Source organism: Pseudomonas frederiksbergensis (assembly GCF_003732665.1).
GTDB classification, from domain to species: domain Bacteria; phylum Pseudomonadota; class Gammaproteobacteria; order Pseudomonadales; family Pseudomonadaceae; genus Aquipseudomonas; species Aquipseudomonas frederiksbergensis_G.
In genome coordinates this window covers 182,240-198,660 of sequence record NZ_MOBP01000001.1, presented here as the reverse complement: position 1 = coordinate 198,660, position 16,421 = coordinate 182,240, and the positions used below count along the sequence as shown (strand labels likewise).

The following is a 16,421-nucleotide window of genomic DNA, read 5'->3' as shown; positions in this document are numbered from 1 at the left end:
GCCCAAGCCATCTGAATTACCTATTTTTTATATTGAATCCTTAAAGGAGTGCGGCACATGTCAAAAGGGCATTCGCTACAAGACCCTTACTTGAATACTTTACGTAAAGAGAAAGTTGGGGTGTCCATCTACCTGGTCAACGGGATCAAACTGCAAGGCACGATCGAGTCTTTCGACCAGTTCGTCATCCTGCTGAAAAACACCGTTAGCCAGATGGTTTACAAGCACGCTATCTCGACAGTGGTGCCGGTTCGTCCAATTCGTCTGCCTAGCGCAACCGAATCCGAAGCGGGTGACGCTGAGCCAGGTAACGCCTGATAGGAGTCTCCTTTGTTCTTTGAGCGCCACGGTGGTGGTGAACGAGTGATCCTCGTTCACTTGGATGGACAGGACCCTGAGGCGCGCGAAGATCCGCAGGAGTTTCAGGAATTGGCTAATTCGGCTGGCGCCGAGACCGTCGCGTTTTTTAACGTGCCGCGTCATCGGCCAACTGCCAAGTTCCTGATTGGCAGCGGCAAGGTCGAGGAACTGCGCGACCTGGTCCATGCCGAAAAGGCCGATCTGGTCATCTTCAATCACATCCTCACGCCCAGTCAGGAGCGTAACCTCGAACGTGTTTTCGAGTGTCGCGTGATCGACCGTACCGGTCTGATTCTCGATATCTTTGCCCAACGCGCCCGTACCCATGAGGGCAAGCTCCAGGTCGAACTGGCCCAGCTTGACCACATGAGCACGCGCCTGGTTCGCGGCTGGACTCACCTTGAGCGTCAGGGTGGCGGTATCGGTATGCGTGGTCCGGGTGAAACCCAGCTGGAAACCGACCGCCGTTTGCTGCGGGTTCGCCTGCGACAGATCAAGGGTCGGCTGGAAAAGGTGCGCAGTCAGCGCGAACAGTCGCGACGCGGCCGTTCCCGTGCGGATATTCCTACCGTGTCCCTGGTGGGCTATACCAACGCCGGCAAATCCACGCTCTTCAATAACGTGACCCAATCCGACGTGTACGCGGCTGACCAGTTGTTTGCCACGCTGGACCCGACCTTGCGCCGTCTGGAAATCGACGACCTGGGGCCGATTGTCCTGGCCGACACGGTGGGTTTCATCCGCCACTTGCCCCACAAACTGGTCGAGGCATTCCGGTCTACGCTCGAAGAGTCGAGCAACTCGGATCTGCTGTTGCACGTGATCGATGCGGCCGAACCGGATCGCATGTTGCAGATCGAGCAGGTGATGGTGGTGCTGGGCGAGATCGGGGCCCAGGACTTGCCGATCCTCGAGGTCTATAACAAACTCGATTTGCTTGAAGGCGTTGAGCCACAAATCCAGCGCGACGAAAACGGCAAGCCCCAGCGGGTCTGGCTGTCGGCGCGTGATGGCAGTGGTCTGGAATTGCTTGAGCAAGCCATTGCCGAGTTGCTGGGCAGTGATTTGTTTGTTGGCACCTTGCGCTTGCCGCAACGTTTTGCTCGACTGCGTGCGCAGTTTTTCGAACTCGGTGCGGTGCAGAAAGAAGAACACGACGAAGAAGGTGTCAGCTTGCTGGCTGTTCGCTTGCCTCGGGTCGAGTTGAATCGACTGGTCAGCCGCGAAGGCCTGCAACCGATGGACTTCATCGAGCAACACACTTTGCAATAAAAGCCTGAGAAAGCGGTTGTGCCGTGGTGACAGGCATTCTGTAGCATTGGTCGGCGCGCCGTGGGTGCGTCTTTGCTTTATCAGATGGAGAGCGCTATGGCTTGGAATGAGCCGGGTGGCAACTCGAATAATCAGGATCCTTGGGGTGGCAAGCGCCGCAATAACGGCGACCGCAAGGGACCACCGGATCTCGACGAGGCCTTCCGAAAGCTGCAGGAAAGCCTGAACGGGTTGTTCGGTGGTGGTAAAAAACGCGGTGACGACGGCGGTGGTTCGGGCAAGAGTGGCGGCTTCGGCGGTCTGCTCGGCATCGGCCTGGTCGTGCTCGCCGCTGTGTGGCTGTACAGCGCGGTCTACGTCGTCGACGAGCAGGAGCAAGCCGTGGTGCTGCGCTTCGGCAAGTACTACGAGACGGTAGGCCCGGGCCTGAACATCTACTTCCCGCCGATCGACAAGAAGTACATGGAAAACGTCACGCGTGAGCGTGCCTATACCAAGCAGGGCCAGATGCTGACCGAAGACGAGAACATCGTCGAAGTGCCGCTGACCGTGCAGTACAAGATCAGCAACCTGCAGGATTTCGTGCTGAACGTCGATCAGCCGGAAATCAGCCTGCAACACGCGACCGACAGCGCCTTGCGCCATGTGGTGGGTTCCACCGCCATGGACCAGGTCCTGACCGAAGGCCGTGAATTGATGGCCAGCGAAATCAAGGAGCGTCTGCAACGTTTCCTCGATACCTATCGCACCGGTATCACCGTTACCCAGGTCAACGTTCAAAGCGCAGCCGCACCGCGTGAAGTCCAGGAAGCCTTCGATGATGTGATCCGCGCCCGTGAAGACGAGCAGCGTTCGCGCAACCAGGCTGAAACCTACGCCAACGGCGTCGTTCCGGAAGCCCGTGGTCAGGCCCAGCGCATCCTTGAGGATGCCAACGGTTACCGCGACGAAACGGTTTCGCGTGCCAAGGGTGAGGCGGATCGCTTTACCAAACTGGTCGCCGAGTACCGCAAGGCCCCTGAAGTCACCCGCGAGCGTCTGTACCTGGACACCATTCAGGAAGTCTTCACCAACACCAGCAAGGTTCTCGTGACCGGCAACAAGAATGGCCAGAGCAATCTGCTGTACTTGCCGTTGGACAAGATGATCGACAGTGGCCGCAGCACCAGCGCACCGGTAACGGGCGCAGCAGCCAGCAGCAATGAAGCGAATGCGCGTGCAGCCGCTGATCTGCAACAACAGCAAGCACGTACCAGGGAGAGTCGCTGATGAGCAATAAATCGCTGATCGCCCTTATTGTCTGCGTCGTCGTGGCGATCGCAGCCTGGAACTGCTTCTACATTGTGGGTCAGACCGAGCGTGCGGTAATGCTGCAATTCGGTCGCGTGGTCCAGACTGATGTTCAGCCGGGCCTGCATGTGAAAGTGCCTTACGTTAACCAGGTGCGCAAATTCGACGCACGCCTGATGACGCTGGATGCACCGACACAACGCTTCCTGACGCTGGAAAAGAAAGCTGTCATGGTCGATGCCTACGCCAAGTGGCGCGTGAAAGATGCCGAGCGCTTCTACACCGCGACATCTGGTTTGAAGCAGATTGCCGACGAGCGTCTGTCCCGTCGTCTGGAATCGGGCCTGCGTGACCAGTTTGGTAAGCGCACCCTGCATGAAGTGGTTTCCGGTGAACGTGACGCGTTGATGGCGGACATCACCGCTTCGCTGAACAAGATGGCGGAAAAAGAGCTGGGCATCGAAGTTGTCGATGTTCGGGTCAAGGCCATCGACCTGCCGAAAGAAGTGAACCGCAGCGTGTTCGAACGTATGAGCACTGAGCGTGAGCGTGAAGCTCGCGAGCACCGCGCCAAGGGTAACGAGCTGGCCGAAGGCATCCGTGCCGACGCCGATCGTCAACGCCGCGTGTTGCTGGCCGAAGCCTATCGTGAATCTGAAGAGGTTCGTGGTGATGGTGATGCCCAGGCTGCTGCGATCTACTCCAAGGCCTACGGCCAGGACCAGGAGTTCTACGGTTTCTACCGTAGCCTGCGTGCCTACCGTGAAAGCTTCGCGAACAAAACCGACGTCATGGTCCTGGACCCAAGCAGCGACTTCTTCCGTTACCTGGAAAAAGCCAAGCCTTGATACAGCGTTGACCTGAATCATCACCCCGCCTGGCGGCTAAAACCTCGGGCGGGGTGATCCTTTGGGAAAACGTGTGTATGATGCGGCAGCCGGGAAATTCCCGGCTTTTTTGCGTCTGCACGTTTGATTGTGGTTTTCAGGCAGGCGCCCGAGTTGAATGACTCGACAGGTTTTTCGAGGAAAGTGATTGGCGAAGCCGGTTTCGGCTTTTCGCCACGTCGTCCATGCGCGTGCTTTGCGCATGGGCCAGGCATTTTCTGCTTCACTCAAGGCTCGCCCAACGGCTGGCCGCCCGGATCATAGGGGAATGGCGTAATGGCAACGGTAGACCGCTGGCTGCTGCCAGATGGCATCGAAGAAGTACTGCCACCAGAGGCGGCGCGCATTGAAGTAGCGCGTCGCCAGGTGTTGGATCTGTTCCAGAGCTGGGGTTACGAGTTTGTCGTGACTCCCCATATCGAGTACCTGGAATCCCTGCTGACCGGCGCGGGCCAGGACCTGGATCTGCGTACCTTCAAGGTCATCGACCCGCAATCGGGCCGGCAGATGGGTTTCCGTGCCGACATCACGCCGCAAGTGGCGCGCATCGATGCGCACACCCTGCGTCGTGAAGGTCCGAGCCGTTTGTGCTACGCCGGCAGCGTGCTGCATGCGCAGCCACGGGCCTTGTCATCGTCCCGCAGCCCGATCCAGTTGGGCGCCGAGTTGTACGGCGATGCCAGCCCGAGCAGCGACGTCGAAGTCATCAGCCTGATGCTGGCCATGCTGCAACTGGCCGATGTGCCGGACGTGCACATGGACCTCGGTCATGTCGGTATCTACCGTGGCCTGGCCCGCGCGGCCGGTTTGTCCGGTGAAGTCGAGCAACAGTTGTTCGATGCGTTGCAACGCAAGGCTATCGACGAGGTCATTACCTTGACCGAAGGCTTGCCTGCCGAGTTGTCGGGCATGCTGCGGGCGCTGGTCGACCTGTGTGGCGGTCGTGAGGTCCTGGGCGCTGCCCGTGAGCGTCTGGCCAATGCGCCGGCGCCGGTACTGGCGGCACTGGAAGACCTGTTGGCGATTGCCGATCGGCTGTCCGCGCGTTTCCCGGAATTACCGCTTTACTTCGATCTGGGCGAGTTGCGCGGCTACCACTACCACACCGGTGTGGTGTTCGCGGTGTTCGTCCCGGGCGTTGGCCAGTCCATTGCCCAGGGCGGTCGTTACGACGACATCGGCGCCGACTTCGGTCGTGCCCGTCCGGCAACCGGCTTCTCCACCGATTTGAAAACCCTGGTGACCCTGGGGCGTGCTGAAATCGAGCTACCGTCTGGCGGTATCTGGATGCCTGACAGTACGGATGCGGCACTCTGGCAGCAGGTTTGCCAGTTGCGCAGTGAGGGTCAGCGTGTCGTCCAGGCTTTGCCTGGGCAACCATTGGCCGCCGCCCGTGAAGCGGACTGCGACCGGCAATTGATTCAGCAGAACGGGCTTTGGCAAGTATTGCCGCTGGCTTCTTGAGTTTTCCTGCCGGCGGCTGCCGGCACCAAGTTTGCGCGAATGAGGACAAGTGTTATGGGTAAGAATGTCGTAGTCCTGGGCACCCAATGGGGTGATGAGGGCAAAGGCAAGATCGTTGATCTGCTGACCGAACATGCTGCCGCCGTAGTGCGCTACCAAGGTGGCCACAACGCGGGTCACACCCTGGTGATCGACGGCGAGAAAACCGTCTTGCACCTGATCCCGTCGGGCGTGCTGCGCGAAGGCGTGCAGTGCCTGATCGGCAACGGCGTGGTGGTTGCACCGGACGCTCTGCTGCGCGAGATCATCAAGCTGGAAGAGAAAGGTGTACCGGTGCGCGAGCGCCTGCGTATCAGCCCTTCCTGCCCGCTGATCCTGTCCTATCACGTTGCGCTGGACCAGGCGCGTGAAAAGGCCCGTGGCGAGCTGAAGATCGGTACAACCGGTCGCGGCATCGGCCCGGCTTACGAAGATAAAGTCGCCCGTCGCGGTCTGCGCATCGGTGACCTGTTCCATCGTGAGCGTTTCGCCGCCAAGCTGGGCGAGTTGCTGGACTACCACAACTTCGTCCTGGTCAATTACTACAAAGAGCCAGCCATCGACTTCCAGAAGACACTCGACGAGTGCATGGAATACGCCGAGCTGCTCAAGCCGATGATGCTCGACGTCACCGCTGAGCTGCACGAGCTGCGTCGCGCTGGCAAAGACATCATGTTCGAAGGCGCCCAAGGCTCCCTGCTGGACATCGACCACGGTACTTACCCGTACGTCACCAGCTCCAACACCACCGCGGGCGGCATCGCCACCGGTTCGGGTTTCGGTCCGATGTATCTGGATTACATCCTCGGCATCACCAAGGCTTACACCACTCGCGTCGGTTCGGGTCCGTTCCCGACTGAGCTGTTCGACGACGTTGGCGCGTTCCTGGCCAAGCGTGGCCACGAGTTCGGCGCTACCACCGGTCGTGCCCGTCGTTGCGGCTGGTTCGATGCCGTCATCCTGCGTCGCGCAATCGACGTCAACAGCATCTCGGGCCTGTGCCTGACCAAGCTGGACGTGCTGGACGGCCTGGAAACCATCAACATCTGTGTTGGCTACAAGAACCAGGATGGTGCAGTGATCGACGCACCGACCGACGCCGACAGCTACATCGGCCTGGAGCCCGTGTACGAAGAGATGCCAGGCTGGACCGAATCTACCGTTGGTGCCAAGACCCTGGAAGAGCTGCCGCAAGCTGCTCGCAACTACATCAAGCGCGTTGAAGAGTTGGTCGGTGCGCCGATTGACATTATTTCGACGGGGCCGGACCGCAACGAAACCATCGTTCTGCGTCATCCGTTCGCTTAATAAGTCTTTGATGTAAAACACAAAGGCCCCTCATTTGGGGCCTTTGTCGTATCTGTCTGTCAGACGGCACGACCTTTGCTGTGATGTTGATTAAAAGCATCGCTTCCGATGCGCCATCAATTTAATGGCGCCAAGCAGAGGGATTTTAAGTGTCAGCCATTCTCTCACTGTTACAAAGCCGTCTATTGCGGCCTGTGTTCGTTACCCTCGGTATCGCCCTTTTGGTGCAAGTGCTGGTTGCGGTCGCCCTGACTCGGAGCACGGTCACCGCGTTGGAAGCCGACTTGGGCGTGCGCCTGGGGGCTGACAGTCAAAAGCTCTCCGGTGAACTGGAGCAGGCGGGGCGTGAAGTCACGTCGAGCCTGGACAGCCTGTCCACCAATACCCGTCAGCGCCTCACTGCCGGTTTGTCCTCGCGTCTGAAGGACGAGCAGGCGCAGTTGCGTGGGACTTTGGAAAAAGACCTGAAGGACTCCGCCAACGATATGGCGCAGCTTCTGGCCTCGGTTGCACCCCGCGCCATGTGGGACAGCGACGTTCCTACCCTGTCCGAATTCGCCCGCCGCGCCCAGCGCAATCCCAACGTGTTGTTTGTGATCTACGACGACGCCACCGGACAGCACCTGACGCGCTATCTGAACCGCGAGAACCCGATCAACAAAGCGCTGCTGGAGAAAGGACAGGGCGAGCGCGCATTGGACAAAGTGCTGGATGCGGCGAAGAACGATCCCTCGGTCTACTACATCGAAGCTTCGATCAGCCCCAATGGCGTGGAAATCGGCAAGGTCCTGATGGGCGTCTCCACGGCTTCCGTGGAAGTCGATCTGGCAGCCCTGGACAAGCGCTTCTCGGCGCTGATCGCCAGCAGTGATCAACTGGTCGGCGACAGCCTCAAGGGCGCGGCGGCGGATAGCGCAGCGGCGATGGGGGCGCGTCTGAAGTCGGCGCAGTCCACCGCGTCGCAAATGCAAGCCAATACCACCAGCACCGTGCAGGAGGCGGCGGGCACTTTGCGCTGGCGCATCGGCATGGGCCTGGCGGTGGTGGGTTTCGGCGTGTTGCTGTTGCTGGCCGTGGTGCTGGGTCGTCGGGTAGTCAATCGCCTGAAGCTGCTGATTGCGGCCATGGATGATCTCGCGGCGGGCGAGGGCGACCTGACCAAGCGTGTGCAGATCAACAGCAAGGATGAAATCGGCGACATGGCCTCGGCGGTCAATCGCTTTGTGGATAAGTTGCAGCCGATCGTGCGCGAAGCGGGCGATGTCGCCCAGCGTACCGGCGTGGAAATCGGTGCGATGACCCTGCGCAATGCCGGGGCCGATAAAGCGGCGGGCATGCAGCGTGATGAAGTCGCCGAAAGCCTGCGGGCATTGTCGCAAATGGCTGACGAAGCCCAGTCTGAAAGTCATGCCATGCAAGCAGCCTTGCAGCAGGTTGTGGATATCCGCTCGGCCACCGATGAGAACACCCGGACCTCGGCGAAGGTCGGCAGCCTGATCGAGGCGCTGGCCGGGCAGGTCGATACCGGGGCCAAGGTGATCGAACGCCTGGCGCAGCAAAGTGAACAGATTGAAGTGGTGTTGACGGTGATCCACGGGATCGCCGAGCAAACCAACCTGCTGGCGCTGAACGCCGCCATCGAAGCGGCCCGGGCAGGTGAAACCGGTCGTGGATTTGCCGTGGTGGCGGATGAGGTGCGGGCGCTGGCAAGCAAGACGCAAAGTTCTACTGGCGACATCCAGGCGCATATCGTCGCCTTGCAGCAAGGCGCGCGAGAAGCTGTAGCAGCGATTGGTCAGGCAGGGCGCCAGGCCAGTGAAGGTTTGCTGGTGTTGCGTGACAGCGCGCGGTTACAGCAGTCGGTTCAGGCCTCGGTCGAGCAAGTGCATGCGGCGATTGGTTTGGCTACTCAAGCAGCGGCGCATCAGGCGCAAGGTGCGCAAGCGGTGCGGGGGCGGGTCGAGACCATTCATGCGCAAGCTGAGAAAGCGGCTCAGGCAGTGGTGGAAACCACGGCCAGCGGCAAAGTGCTGGATGGGTTGGCGGCGCAGTTGAAAGCGAGTCTGGGGCAGTTCAGGGCTTAGGATTTGTGTTGATTGGGCCGACGTCTTCGCGGGCAAGCCTCGCTCCTACAGGGTTTGCGCAAGTCCTGTAGGAGCGAGGCTTGCCCGCGAAGCTTTTCAGCGGCTCAAATACATCCGGGTAGTCAGCAGGTAAACCGGCAACCCCGACACCAAAATCAACAACGCCGCATAAGGTGCCGCCGCCGCAAATTCCACATTCGCGGTATGCGCCCACACCTCTGTCGCCAGCGTGTTCAACCCGGTCGGGCTCAGCAGCAGTGTCGCCGTCAATTCCTTCATCGCATCCAGAAACACCAGCGCAAACGCCGCGCCCAATGCCGGGAAGATAATCGGCAGCGTCACCCGGCAAAACGCACTGAACGACGACGCGCCCAGCGTGCGCGCCGCCTCTTCCAACTGCGGCGCAGCTTTGTTCAGCGCGGTACGAATCGGCGCCTGAGCCAGCGGCAGAAATAGCAGCGCATAAGCGATCAGCAGCAACATCGACGTCTGGTACAGCGCCGGCACGTAGTGCAGGGCGAAATACACCAGGGTCAGCGCAATCACCAGGCCAGGGAGCGCGTGCAGCAGATACGGCAAGCGCTCGGCCCAGATTGCCAGTTGGCCTTTGTAGCGCACCACCAGCAAGCCCACAGGCACCGCCAGCACCAGACACAGCGCTGCACCGCCGAGAGACAGTGCCAGGGACGACAGCAGTGCTTCGCTGATCGCCGCCACCGGGAACGCCGCCGAGGAGCCAACCGCCAGCCAATACGCGAGCATCCCCAGCGGAATGCCGCTGCCAATGATTGCCAGCGCCAAACAATAAGCCTGCCCGGCGACAGCCCAAGGCCCGAGGCGAACCTGTTCGGCATGCCGCGCCGCACCCTGGCCGGTGCGCACGTGTCGGCCCTTGCCGCGAACCCGCAGCTCTAGCCACAACAGCACCAGGCACAGCGCCAACAGCACCGCCGACAGCATCGCCGCATTGGCGTTGCTGAATTCCAGTTCGAACTGTTGATAGATCGCCGTAGTGAAAGTTTGCAGGCCGATGATCGACAGCGCGCCGAACTCCACGAGCATGTGCAGCGCAATCAGCAGCGAGCCGGCCAGTAAGGATGGCCAGAGCAGCGGCAGGGTGATCCGGAAAAACACACCCCAGCGATTCTGCCCCAGGGTGCGGGCGGACTCTTCCAGGGACGGATCAAGGTTGCGCAGGGTCGCCGCCACCGGCAGAAACACCAGCGGATACTTGGACAGGGTCATCACCAGAATCGCCCCGCCCAAACCCTCGAAGTGCGCGCTGAGGGAGACCCAGGTGAAGCTGCTGACAAACGCCGGCACGGCAAACGGCAGGCACAGGATCACGCCCCAGATTCGCCGGCCCTTCAGATTGCTGCGCTCCAGCAGCCAGGCCAGCGATAGGCCGATCACGCCGCAGGCCAGGGTCACGCCGACCATCAGTGACAACGTGTTGCGCAGCAGGCCAAACACATACGGCCGCCATAGCAGATGCAATGCTTCGGCCCAGCCTGCTTGCCAAGTCTTGAGCCCGACATAAGCCAGCGGCAACAGGCTGAGCACCACCAGCAGCAACACCGGCAGCAGCAACCAGATTGACGGCCGTTTGCGCCGAGGCACGTAACTCGCCTGCGCGGCGGAAGCGGATAGCGATGCGCTCATCAGTTCAAGCCAACGTCACGTTCCAGGTCCAGGGCTTCTTCGGCATTGCCGAGGTCGGCCGGGGTGACTTTCGGCGCTTCCAGTTCGCTGAACGGCTTGAGCCCGCGATCCGATTCCATGCCTTTGTGCAGCGGGTATTCGGCGGTGGTCTGGGTGATTACGCGCTGACCTTCTTCGCTGGCCATGTAGGCGAGCAATTGCTGGGCTTCTTGTGGATGTTTGCTGGATTTCAGCACGGCAGCGCTCGACACCGTGATCAAGCCGCCGACGTCGCCGCCGGTGAAATAATGCAGTTTCGAATCGAGCTGGCCCTTTTCACGCTGTAAGGCGAACCAGTAGTAGTTGTTCACCAGCACGGTGGCGACTTCGCCGTTTTCCACGGCTTTCAGCGCAACCATATTGTTGCTGTAGACCTTGCCGAAAGCGCGCAGGCCGGTCAGCCATTCTTCGGCGGCGTCCATTCCGTGAGTCTTGATGATCGCCACGGCCTGTTCCTGGAATGCGCCACTGGTCGGTACGAAACCGACATTGCCTTGCCATTTGGCATCGGAGAATTCCATCACCGACTTGGGCAGGTCTTTTTCGTCGATCAGTTTCGGGTTGAAAGCGACCACGCGGACCCGGGCGGTGATGCCGATCCAGGTGCCATTGCCGGCCACGTAGTCTTTCGGCAGGACGGCGAGGGTGGTGGCGTCGGTCTGGGCCAGCAGGCCTTGTTCACCGAGTTTGTTCAGCGGCGGCGATTCTTCGGTGTAGATCACATCGGCGGGGGAGCGGTCGCCTTCTTCGACGACCTGGCTGGCGAGCTGGTTGCTGCTGCCCTTGCGTACATTGACGTGAATCCCGGTCTTGGCTTCGAAGGCTTTGGCGACTGCATCGCCGACTTCCTTGTGTTGGCCGTTGTAGAGCGTCAGGGACACCGGATCGGCGGCTTGGGTGAGGGGAGTGGCGAGAGCCAGGCCGAGGAGGGTAAAGGTCAGGCCTCGGCGCAGGGTATTTCGAAACATCATTCGCAGGGTTCCTCACTGTCGCATTGCAAAAACTTGCAACAATGATAAACGATATTGTTTCTCAAGTGCGTCTTGAGGGCAGGATAAGGCCCTGCCAGAGCGGCGGCTGTCTTTTGGTTATGCACAAACCCTGTGGGAGCTTGCTCGCGAAAGCGGTGTGTCATCCAGCATCAATGTTGCATGACACGACGCCTTCGCGAGCAAGCCCGCTCCCACAGGGGGTTGATGTTGACTGGAAAGTTTTTGAAAGGCAGAAACGCAAAAACCCGCTTTCGCGGGTTTTTGTGAAATTCCAGATCGACTCTGAAATTTGAATTGGTGCCCAGAAGAAGACTCGAACTTCCACGACCTTGCGGTCACCAGCACCTGAAGCTGGCGTGTCTACCAATTTCACCATCTGGGCAGTATCAGCAACGTCACCGCTGTTGATGTGGCGCACTATACGGAGAGCTTTTTAATCTGTAAACCCCTGATTTGGTTTTAATAAATCAGAAGCTCTGAATGCAAAAAACCCGCTTTCGCGGGTTTTTGTGTGAGCCTTGAAATTGATCTAATCTCAAGCTCGAAATTGGTGCCCAGAAGAAGACTCGAACTTCCACGACCTTGCGGTCACCAGCACCTGAAGCTGGCGTGTCTACCAATTTCACCATCTGGGCAGTATCGGCAGCGCTAGTGCGTCGTCGATGGCGCGCACTATACGGAGCGTGTTTTTAACTGTAAACCCCTGCCATGAAAAAAACCTGGAAAATTTCGCCAATGGCATTTAATTCAGCTTCGGGGTGTCGATAAAGGGCTTTAGATAGGCTCTCATAGCCTGAAATTTCCCGTTTCATTACGCCTATGCCAAACTAACCCGCATATAGACAAGGTGAAAACTCTCTAATGGCCGATTGGCAGTCCCTCGATCCCGAGGCCGCTCGTGAAGCGGAAAAATATGAAAACCCTATTCCTAGCCGCGAACTGATCCTTCAGCACCTTGCTGATCGAGGTTCGCCTGCTAACCGCGAGCAGTTGGTCGAGGAGTTTGGTCTGACCACAGAAGACCAGATCGAAGCCCTGCGTCGCCGCCTGCGCGCCATGGAGCGCGATGCTCAGCTTATTTACACGCGTCGCGGCACTTATGCGCCTGTGGATAAGCTCGACCTGATCCTGGGCCGCATCAGCGGTCACCGTGACGGTTTCGGCTTCCTCGTCCCGGACGACGGCAGTGACGACCTGTTCATGAGCCCGGCGCAAATGCGCCTGGTGTTCGACGGTGACCGAGCCCTTGCCCGTGTTTCCGGCCTGGACCGTCGCGGTCGCCGCGAAGGCATGATCGTCGAAGTCGTTTCCCGTGCCCACGAGACCATCGTCGGCCGTTACTTCGAAGAAGGCGGTATCGGCTTCGTGGTTGCGGATAACCCGAAGATCCAGCAGGAAGTGCTGGTCACCCCGGGCCGCAACGCCAATGCCAATATCGGTCAGTTCGTCGAAGTGAAGATCACTCACTGGCCGACGCCACGCTTCCAGCCGCAAGGCGACGTGGTTGAAGTGGTGGGTAACTACATGGCGCCGGGCATGGAAATCGATGTCGCCCTGCGCGCATACGATATCCCGCACGTATGGCCTGAGGCGGTGTTGAAAGAAGCTGCCAAGCTCAAGCCTGAAGTCGAAGAGAAAGACAAAGAGAAGCGTATCGACCTGCGCCATCTGCCGTTCGTGACCATCGACGGTGAAGATGCGCGAGACTTCGATGACGCGGTGTATTGCGAATCCAAGCCAGGCAAGCTGCGCCTGTTCTCCGGTGGCTGGAAGTTGTACGTGGCAATTGCCGACGTCTCCAGCTACGTGAAGATCGGTTCGGCGCTGGACAACGAATCCCAGGTTCGCGGTAACTCGGTGTACTTCCCCGAGCGCGTCGTGCCGATGCTCCCAGAGCAGTTGTCCAACGGCTTGTGCTCCCTGAACCCGCATGTCGATCGCCTGGCCATGGTTTGCGAGATGACCATCTCCAAAACCGGCGAGATGACCGACTACTGCTTCTACGAAGCGGTGATTCACTCCCACGCCCGCCTGACCTACAACAAAGTCAGCGCGATGCTGGAAACGCCGAAACTCACCGAAGCGCGTCAGCTTCGCGGCGAGTACACCGACGTTCTGCCGCACCTCAAGCAGCTTTACGCACTGTACAAAGTGTTGCTGGGCGCTCGTCACGTGCGTGGCGCGATCGATTTCGAAACTCAGGAAACCCGGATTATCTTCGGCACCGAGCGCAAGATCGCCGAAATCCGTCCGACCGTGCGTAACGATGCGCACAAACTGATCGAGGAATGCATGCTCGCGGCCAACGTGGCCACTGCTGAATTCCTGAAGAAACACGAAATTCCTGCGCTGTATCGCGTGCACAACGGTCCGCCACCGGAGCGTCTGGAAAAACTGCGCGCCTTCCTCGGCGAGCTCGGCCTGTCCCTGCACAAAGGTAAGGACGGCCCGTCGCCGAAGGATTACCAGGCTTTGCTGGCGAGCATCAAGGACCGTCCGGATTTCCACCTGATCCAGACCGTCATGCTGCGTTCGTTGAGCCAAGCGGTGTATAGCGCCGATAACCAGGGCCACTTCGGCCTGAATTACGAAGCCTATACCCACTTCACCTCGCCGATTCGCCGCTACCCGGACTTGCTCACGCACCGGGCGATCCGCAGCGTGATCCATTCCAAGCAAGACACGCCGCACGTTCGCCGTGCTGGCGCGATGACCATTCCGAAAGCGCGGATCTATCCGTACGACGAAGCGGCCCTGGAGCAACTCGGCGAGCAGTGCTCGATGAGCGAGCGCCGTGCCGACGAAGCGACCCGCGACGTGGTGAACTGGCTCAAATGCGAGTTCATGAAAGACCGCGTGGGCGAATCGTTCCCGGGTGTGATCACCGCCGTGACCGGTTTCGGCCTGTTCGTCGAGCTGACCGACATCTACGTCGAAGGCCTGGTGCACGTCACCGCGCTGCCGGGGGATTACTACCACTTCGATCCTGTGCACCACCGCCTCGCCGGTGAGCGTACAGGTCGCAGCTTCCGCCTCGGCGACACCGTTGAAGTGCGCGTGATGCGCGTTGACCTCGACGAACGCAAGATCGACTTCGAGATGGCTGAAAAGACCATCAGCGCGCCGATCGGTCGCAAGAAGCGCGGCACTGAAGCCACTGCACCTGCGGCTTCTGCTGCAAAAACAGGCGCCAAAACCGCTGCAGAACCGGCCCCGGCAAAAACCGGCCGTCGTCCTGCCAAGGAAAAAGCGCCCGAAGCCTATCGCCCAAGCGATGCGGCGGCAAAAAATGCCGAGCTGCGCAAAAGCCGTGAACTGAAACAGGCGTTGCTGTCTGAAGCGAAAAGCGGCGGTAAAGCGGCGTCTGGGGGAAAGACCGGACGGTCGGCGCCTGAAAAGGCTTCCGGCAGCAAGCCGAGCAAACACCGTAAAGGCCCGCCGAAAGCGGGCTCGGCCCCAGCCAAAAGCGGCGGGGCGCGTAAACCTAAGGCCAAGTCATGAGTCAGTTGGAAAAAATCTACGGCGTGCACGCGGTAGAAGCATTGCTGCGTCACCACCCCAAGCGCGTCAAGCAAATCTGGCTGGCTGAAGGCCGCAGCGAGCCGCGTGTACAGGCGCTGATTGCACTGGCGAGCGAAAATCGTGTGCCTGTCGGCAACGCTGAGCGTCGTGAACTCGATGCCTGGGTTGATGGTGTGCACCAGGGCGTGGTGGCGGACGTGAGTCCGAGCCAGGTCTGGGGCGAGGCAATGCTCGACGAGCTGCTCGATCGTTCCGAAGGCGCACCGCTGTTGCTGGTGCTCGACGGCGTGACTGATCCGCACAACCTCGGCGCTTGCCTGCGTTCGGCCGATGCGGCCGGTGCGTTGGCGGTAATCGTGCCGAAGGACAAGTCAGCCACCCTGACCCCAACGGTGCGTAAAGTGGCCTGCGGCGCGGCGGAAGTGATTCCGTTGGTCGCTGTGACCAACCTGGCGCGCACCCTGGAAAAGCTCAAGCAGCGCGGCTTGTGGGTGGTCGGTACGGCGGGCGAGGCTGAGCAGAGTCTGTATCAGCAAGACATGACCGGCCCGACCATCCTGATCATGGGCGCCGAAGGCAGCGGCATGCGTCGCCTGACCCGCGACCTGTGCGACTACCTGGTGCATCTGCCGATGACCGGCAGCGTCAGCAGCCTCAACGTTTCCGTGGCGACTGGCGTTTGCCTGTTCGAGGCCCAGCGCCAGCGCAGCGTCAAGGCTGCCGGAACCGGCAAAAAGTCTTAAGTCAGACTCGATCCAAACTGTGGGAGCGGGCTTGCTCGCGAAGAGGGAGTGTCAGTAGGCAGAAATGCTGTCTGACACACCCTCTTCGCGAGCGAGCCCGCTCCCACAGTGGTTTGTGGGGTGGCGAAAATGGGTGAGTGAACGAACTGTTCAAATAATCACCAATTGCCTTGCACCTCTCCTGTCCCTTCTCTACAATTGCGCCCCTTGCTGTGACGGCAGGCACGCATGTGTCTATCGCAAGCAAGTCCATAAGTGTCATTCACTCCTTGTCTGACCGTTTTTGAACGGCAGGCTACAACCCGTAAGGAGCATTCATGCGTCATTACGAAATCATCTTTTTGGTCCACCCGGATCAAAGCGAGCAAGTCGGCGGCATGGTAGAGCGTTACACCAAGCTGATCGAAGAAGACGGCGGCAAAATCCACCGTCTGGAAGATTGGGGCCGTCGTCAACTGGCCTACGCAATCAACAATGTTCACAAGGCTCACTACGTGATGCTGAACGTTGAATGCACTGGCAAGGCCCTGGCCGAGCTGGAAGACAACTTCCGCTACAACGATGCAGTGATCCGTAACCTGGTCATCCGTCGCGAAGAAGCCGTTACCGGCCAATCCGAGATGCTCAAGGCTGAAGAAAACCGCAGTGAGCGCCGTGAGCGTCGCGACCGTCCTGAGCACTCCGACGCCGAAGGCGTTGACAGTGATGACAGCGACAACAGCGATAACGCTGACGAGTAATCCACGGACCTTTTGAGGA

The 16,421-nt window shown here is 59.7% G+C and carries 12 protein-coding genes and 2 tRNA genes; 10 read left to right on the top strand and 4 right to left on the bottom strand.

Annotated elements, in window-relative coordinates; translation table 11 throughout:
- The first annotated feature begins 57 nt into the window (after positions 1-57).
- From hfq to BK665_RS00905, 7 genes are all read left to right on the top strand, one after another.
- Positions 58-318 carry an RNA chaperone Hfq gene (gene hfq / locus BK665_RS00935; protein ID WP_007902656.1) on the top strand — a complete coding sequence of 87 codons (261 nt, stop codon included), beginning with the start codon at positions 58-60 and terminating at the stop codon, positions 316-318.
- Positions 319-330: 12 nt separating this feature from the next.
- On the top strand, positions 331-1,632 hold the full coding sequence (gene hflX / locus BK665_RS00930; RefSeq protein WP_123402431.1) for a ribosome rescue GTPase HflX: 1,302 nt from the start codon (positions 331-333) through the stop codon (positions 1,630-1,632).
- A gap of 96 nt (positions 1,633-1,728) precedes the next feature.
- Positions 1,729-2,901, top strand: a complete 1,173-nt coding sequence (hflK, locus tag BK665_RS00925) for an FtsH protease activity modulator HflK (protein WP_123402430.1) — start codon at positions 1,729-1,731, stop codon at positions 2,899-2,901.
- A complete protein-coding gene (gene hflC / locus BK665_RS00920) occupies positions 2,901-3,770 on the top strand; it encodes a protease modulator HflC (protein WP_123402429.1) in 870 nt (289 codons plus the stop codon). The genes hflK and hflC overlap by 1 nt, the downstream gene beginning before the upstream one ends.
- Before the next feature lie 315 nt (positions 3,771-4,085).
- A complete protein-coding gene (locus tag BK665_RS00915; protein ID WP_123402428.1) occupies positions 4,086-5,273 on the top strand; it encodes an ATP phosphoribosyltransferase regulatory subunit in 1,188 nt (395 codons plus the stop codon).
- A gap of 54 nt (positions 5,274-5,327) precedes the next feature.
- The gene (locus tag BK665_RS00910) at positions 5,328-6,620 is read left to right on the top strand and encodes an adenylosuccinate synthase (RefSeq protein WP_010464193.1); all 1,293 of its coding nucleotides are present in this window, start codon (positions 5,328-5,330) and stop codon (positions 6,618-6,620) included.
- A gap of 149 nt (positions 6,621-6,769) precedes the next feature.
- The gene (locus BK665_RS00905) at positions 6,770-8,704 is read left to right on the top strand and encodes a methyl-accepting chemotaxis protein (protein ID WP_123402427.1); all 1,935 of its coding nucleotides are present in this window, start codon (positions 6,770-6,772) and stop codon (positions 8,702-8,704) included.
- Between the two features lie 96 nt (positions 8,705-8,800).
- On the opposite strand, the gene BK665_RS00900 is transcribed toward BK665_RS00905, so the two are convergent.
- From BK665_RS00900 to BK665_RS00885, 4 genes are all read right to left on the bottom strand, one after another.
- The gene (locus tag BK665_RS00900; RefSeq protein WP_123402426.1) at positions 8,801-10,366 is read right to left on the bottom strand and encodes an ABC transporter permease; all 1,566 of its coding nucleotides are present in this window, start codon (positions 10,364-10,366) and stop codon (positions 8,801-8,803) included.
- Positions 10,366-11,376 (bottom strand): extracellular solute-binding protein, encoded by a 1,011-nt coding sequence (locus tag BK665_RS00895; protein WP_123402425.1) that lies wholly within the window; start codon positions 11,374-11,376, stop codon positions 10,366-10,368. The genes BK665_RS00900 and BK665_RS00895 overlap by 1 nt, the downstream gene beginning before the upstream one ends.
- Before the next feature lie 316 nt (positions 11,377-11,692).
- A tRNA-Leu gene (locus tag BK665_RS00890) sits at positions 11,693-11,779 on the bottom strand.
- 166 nt (positions 11,780-11,945) lie between these two features.
- Positions 11,946-12,032, bottom strand: a tRNA-Leu gene (locus BK665_RS00885).
- Positions 12,033-12,258: 226 nt separating this feature from the next.
- Here BK665_RS00885 and rnr point away from each other — a divergent pair.
- From rnr to rpsF, 3 genes are all read left to right on the top strand, one after another.
- On the top strand, positions 12,259-14,898 hold the full coding sequence (gene rnr / locus BK665_RS00880) for a ribonuclease R (RefSeq protein ID WP_123402424.1): 2,640 nt from the start codon (positions 12,259-12,261) through the stop codon (positions 14,896-14,898).
- Entirely contained in the window at positions 14,895-15,662 is a 768-nt protein-coding gene (gene rlmB / locus BK665_RS00875; protein WP_123402423.1) for a 23S rRNA (guanosine(2251)-2'-O)-methyltransferase RlmB, read from the top strand. The genes rnr and rlmB overlap by 4 nt, the downstream gene beginning before the upstream one ends.
- A gap of 317 nt (positions 15,663-15,979) precedes the next feature.
- Positions 15,980-16,402: a 30S ribosomal protein S6 gene (gene rpsF / locus BK665_RS00865; protein ID WP_007939579.1), complete on the top strand. Its 423-nt coding sequence runs from the start codon at positions 15,980-15,982 to the stop codon at positions 16,400-16,402.
- Positions 16,403-16,421 lie beyond the last annotated feature (19 nt).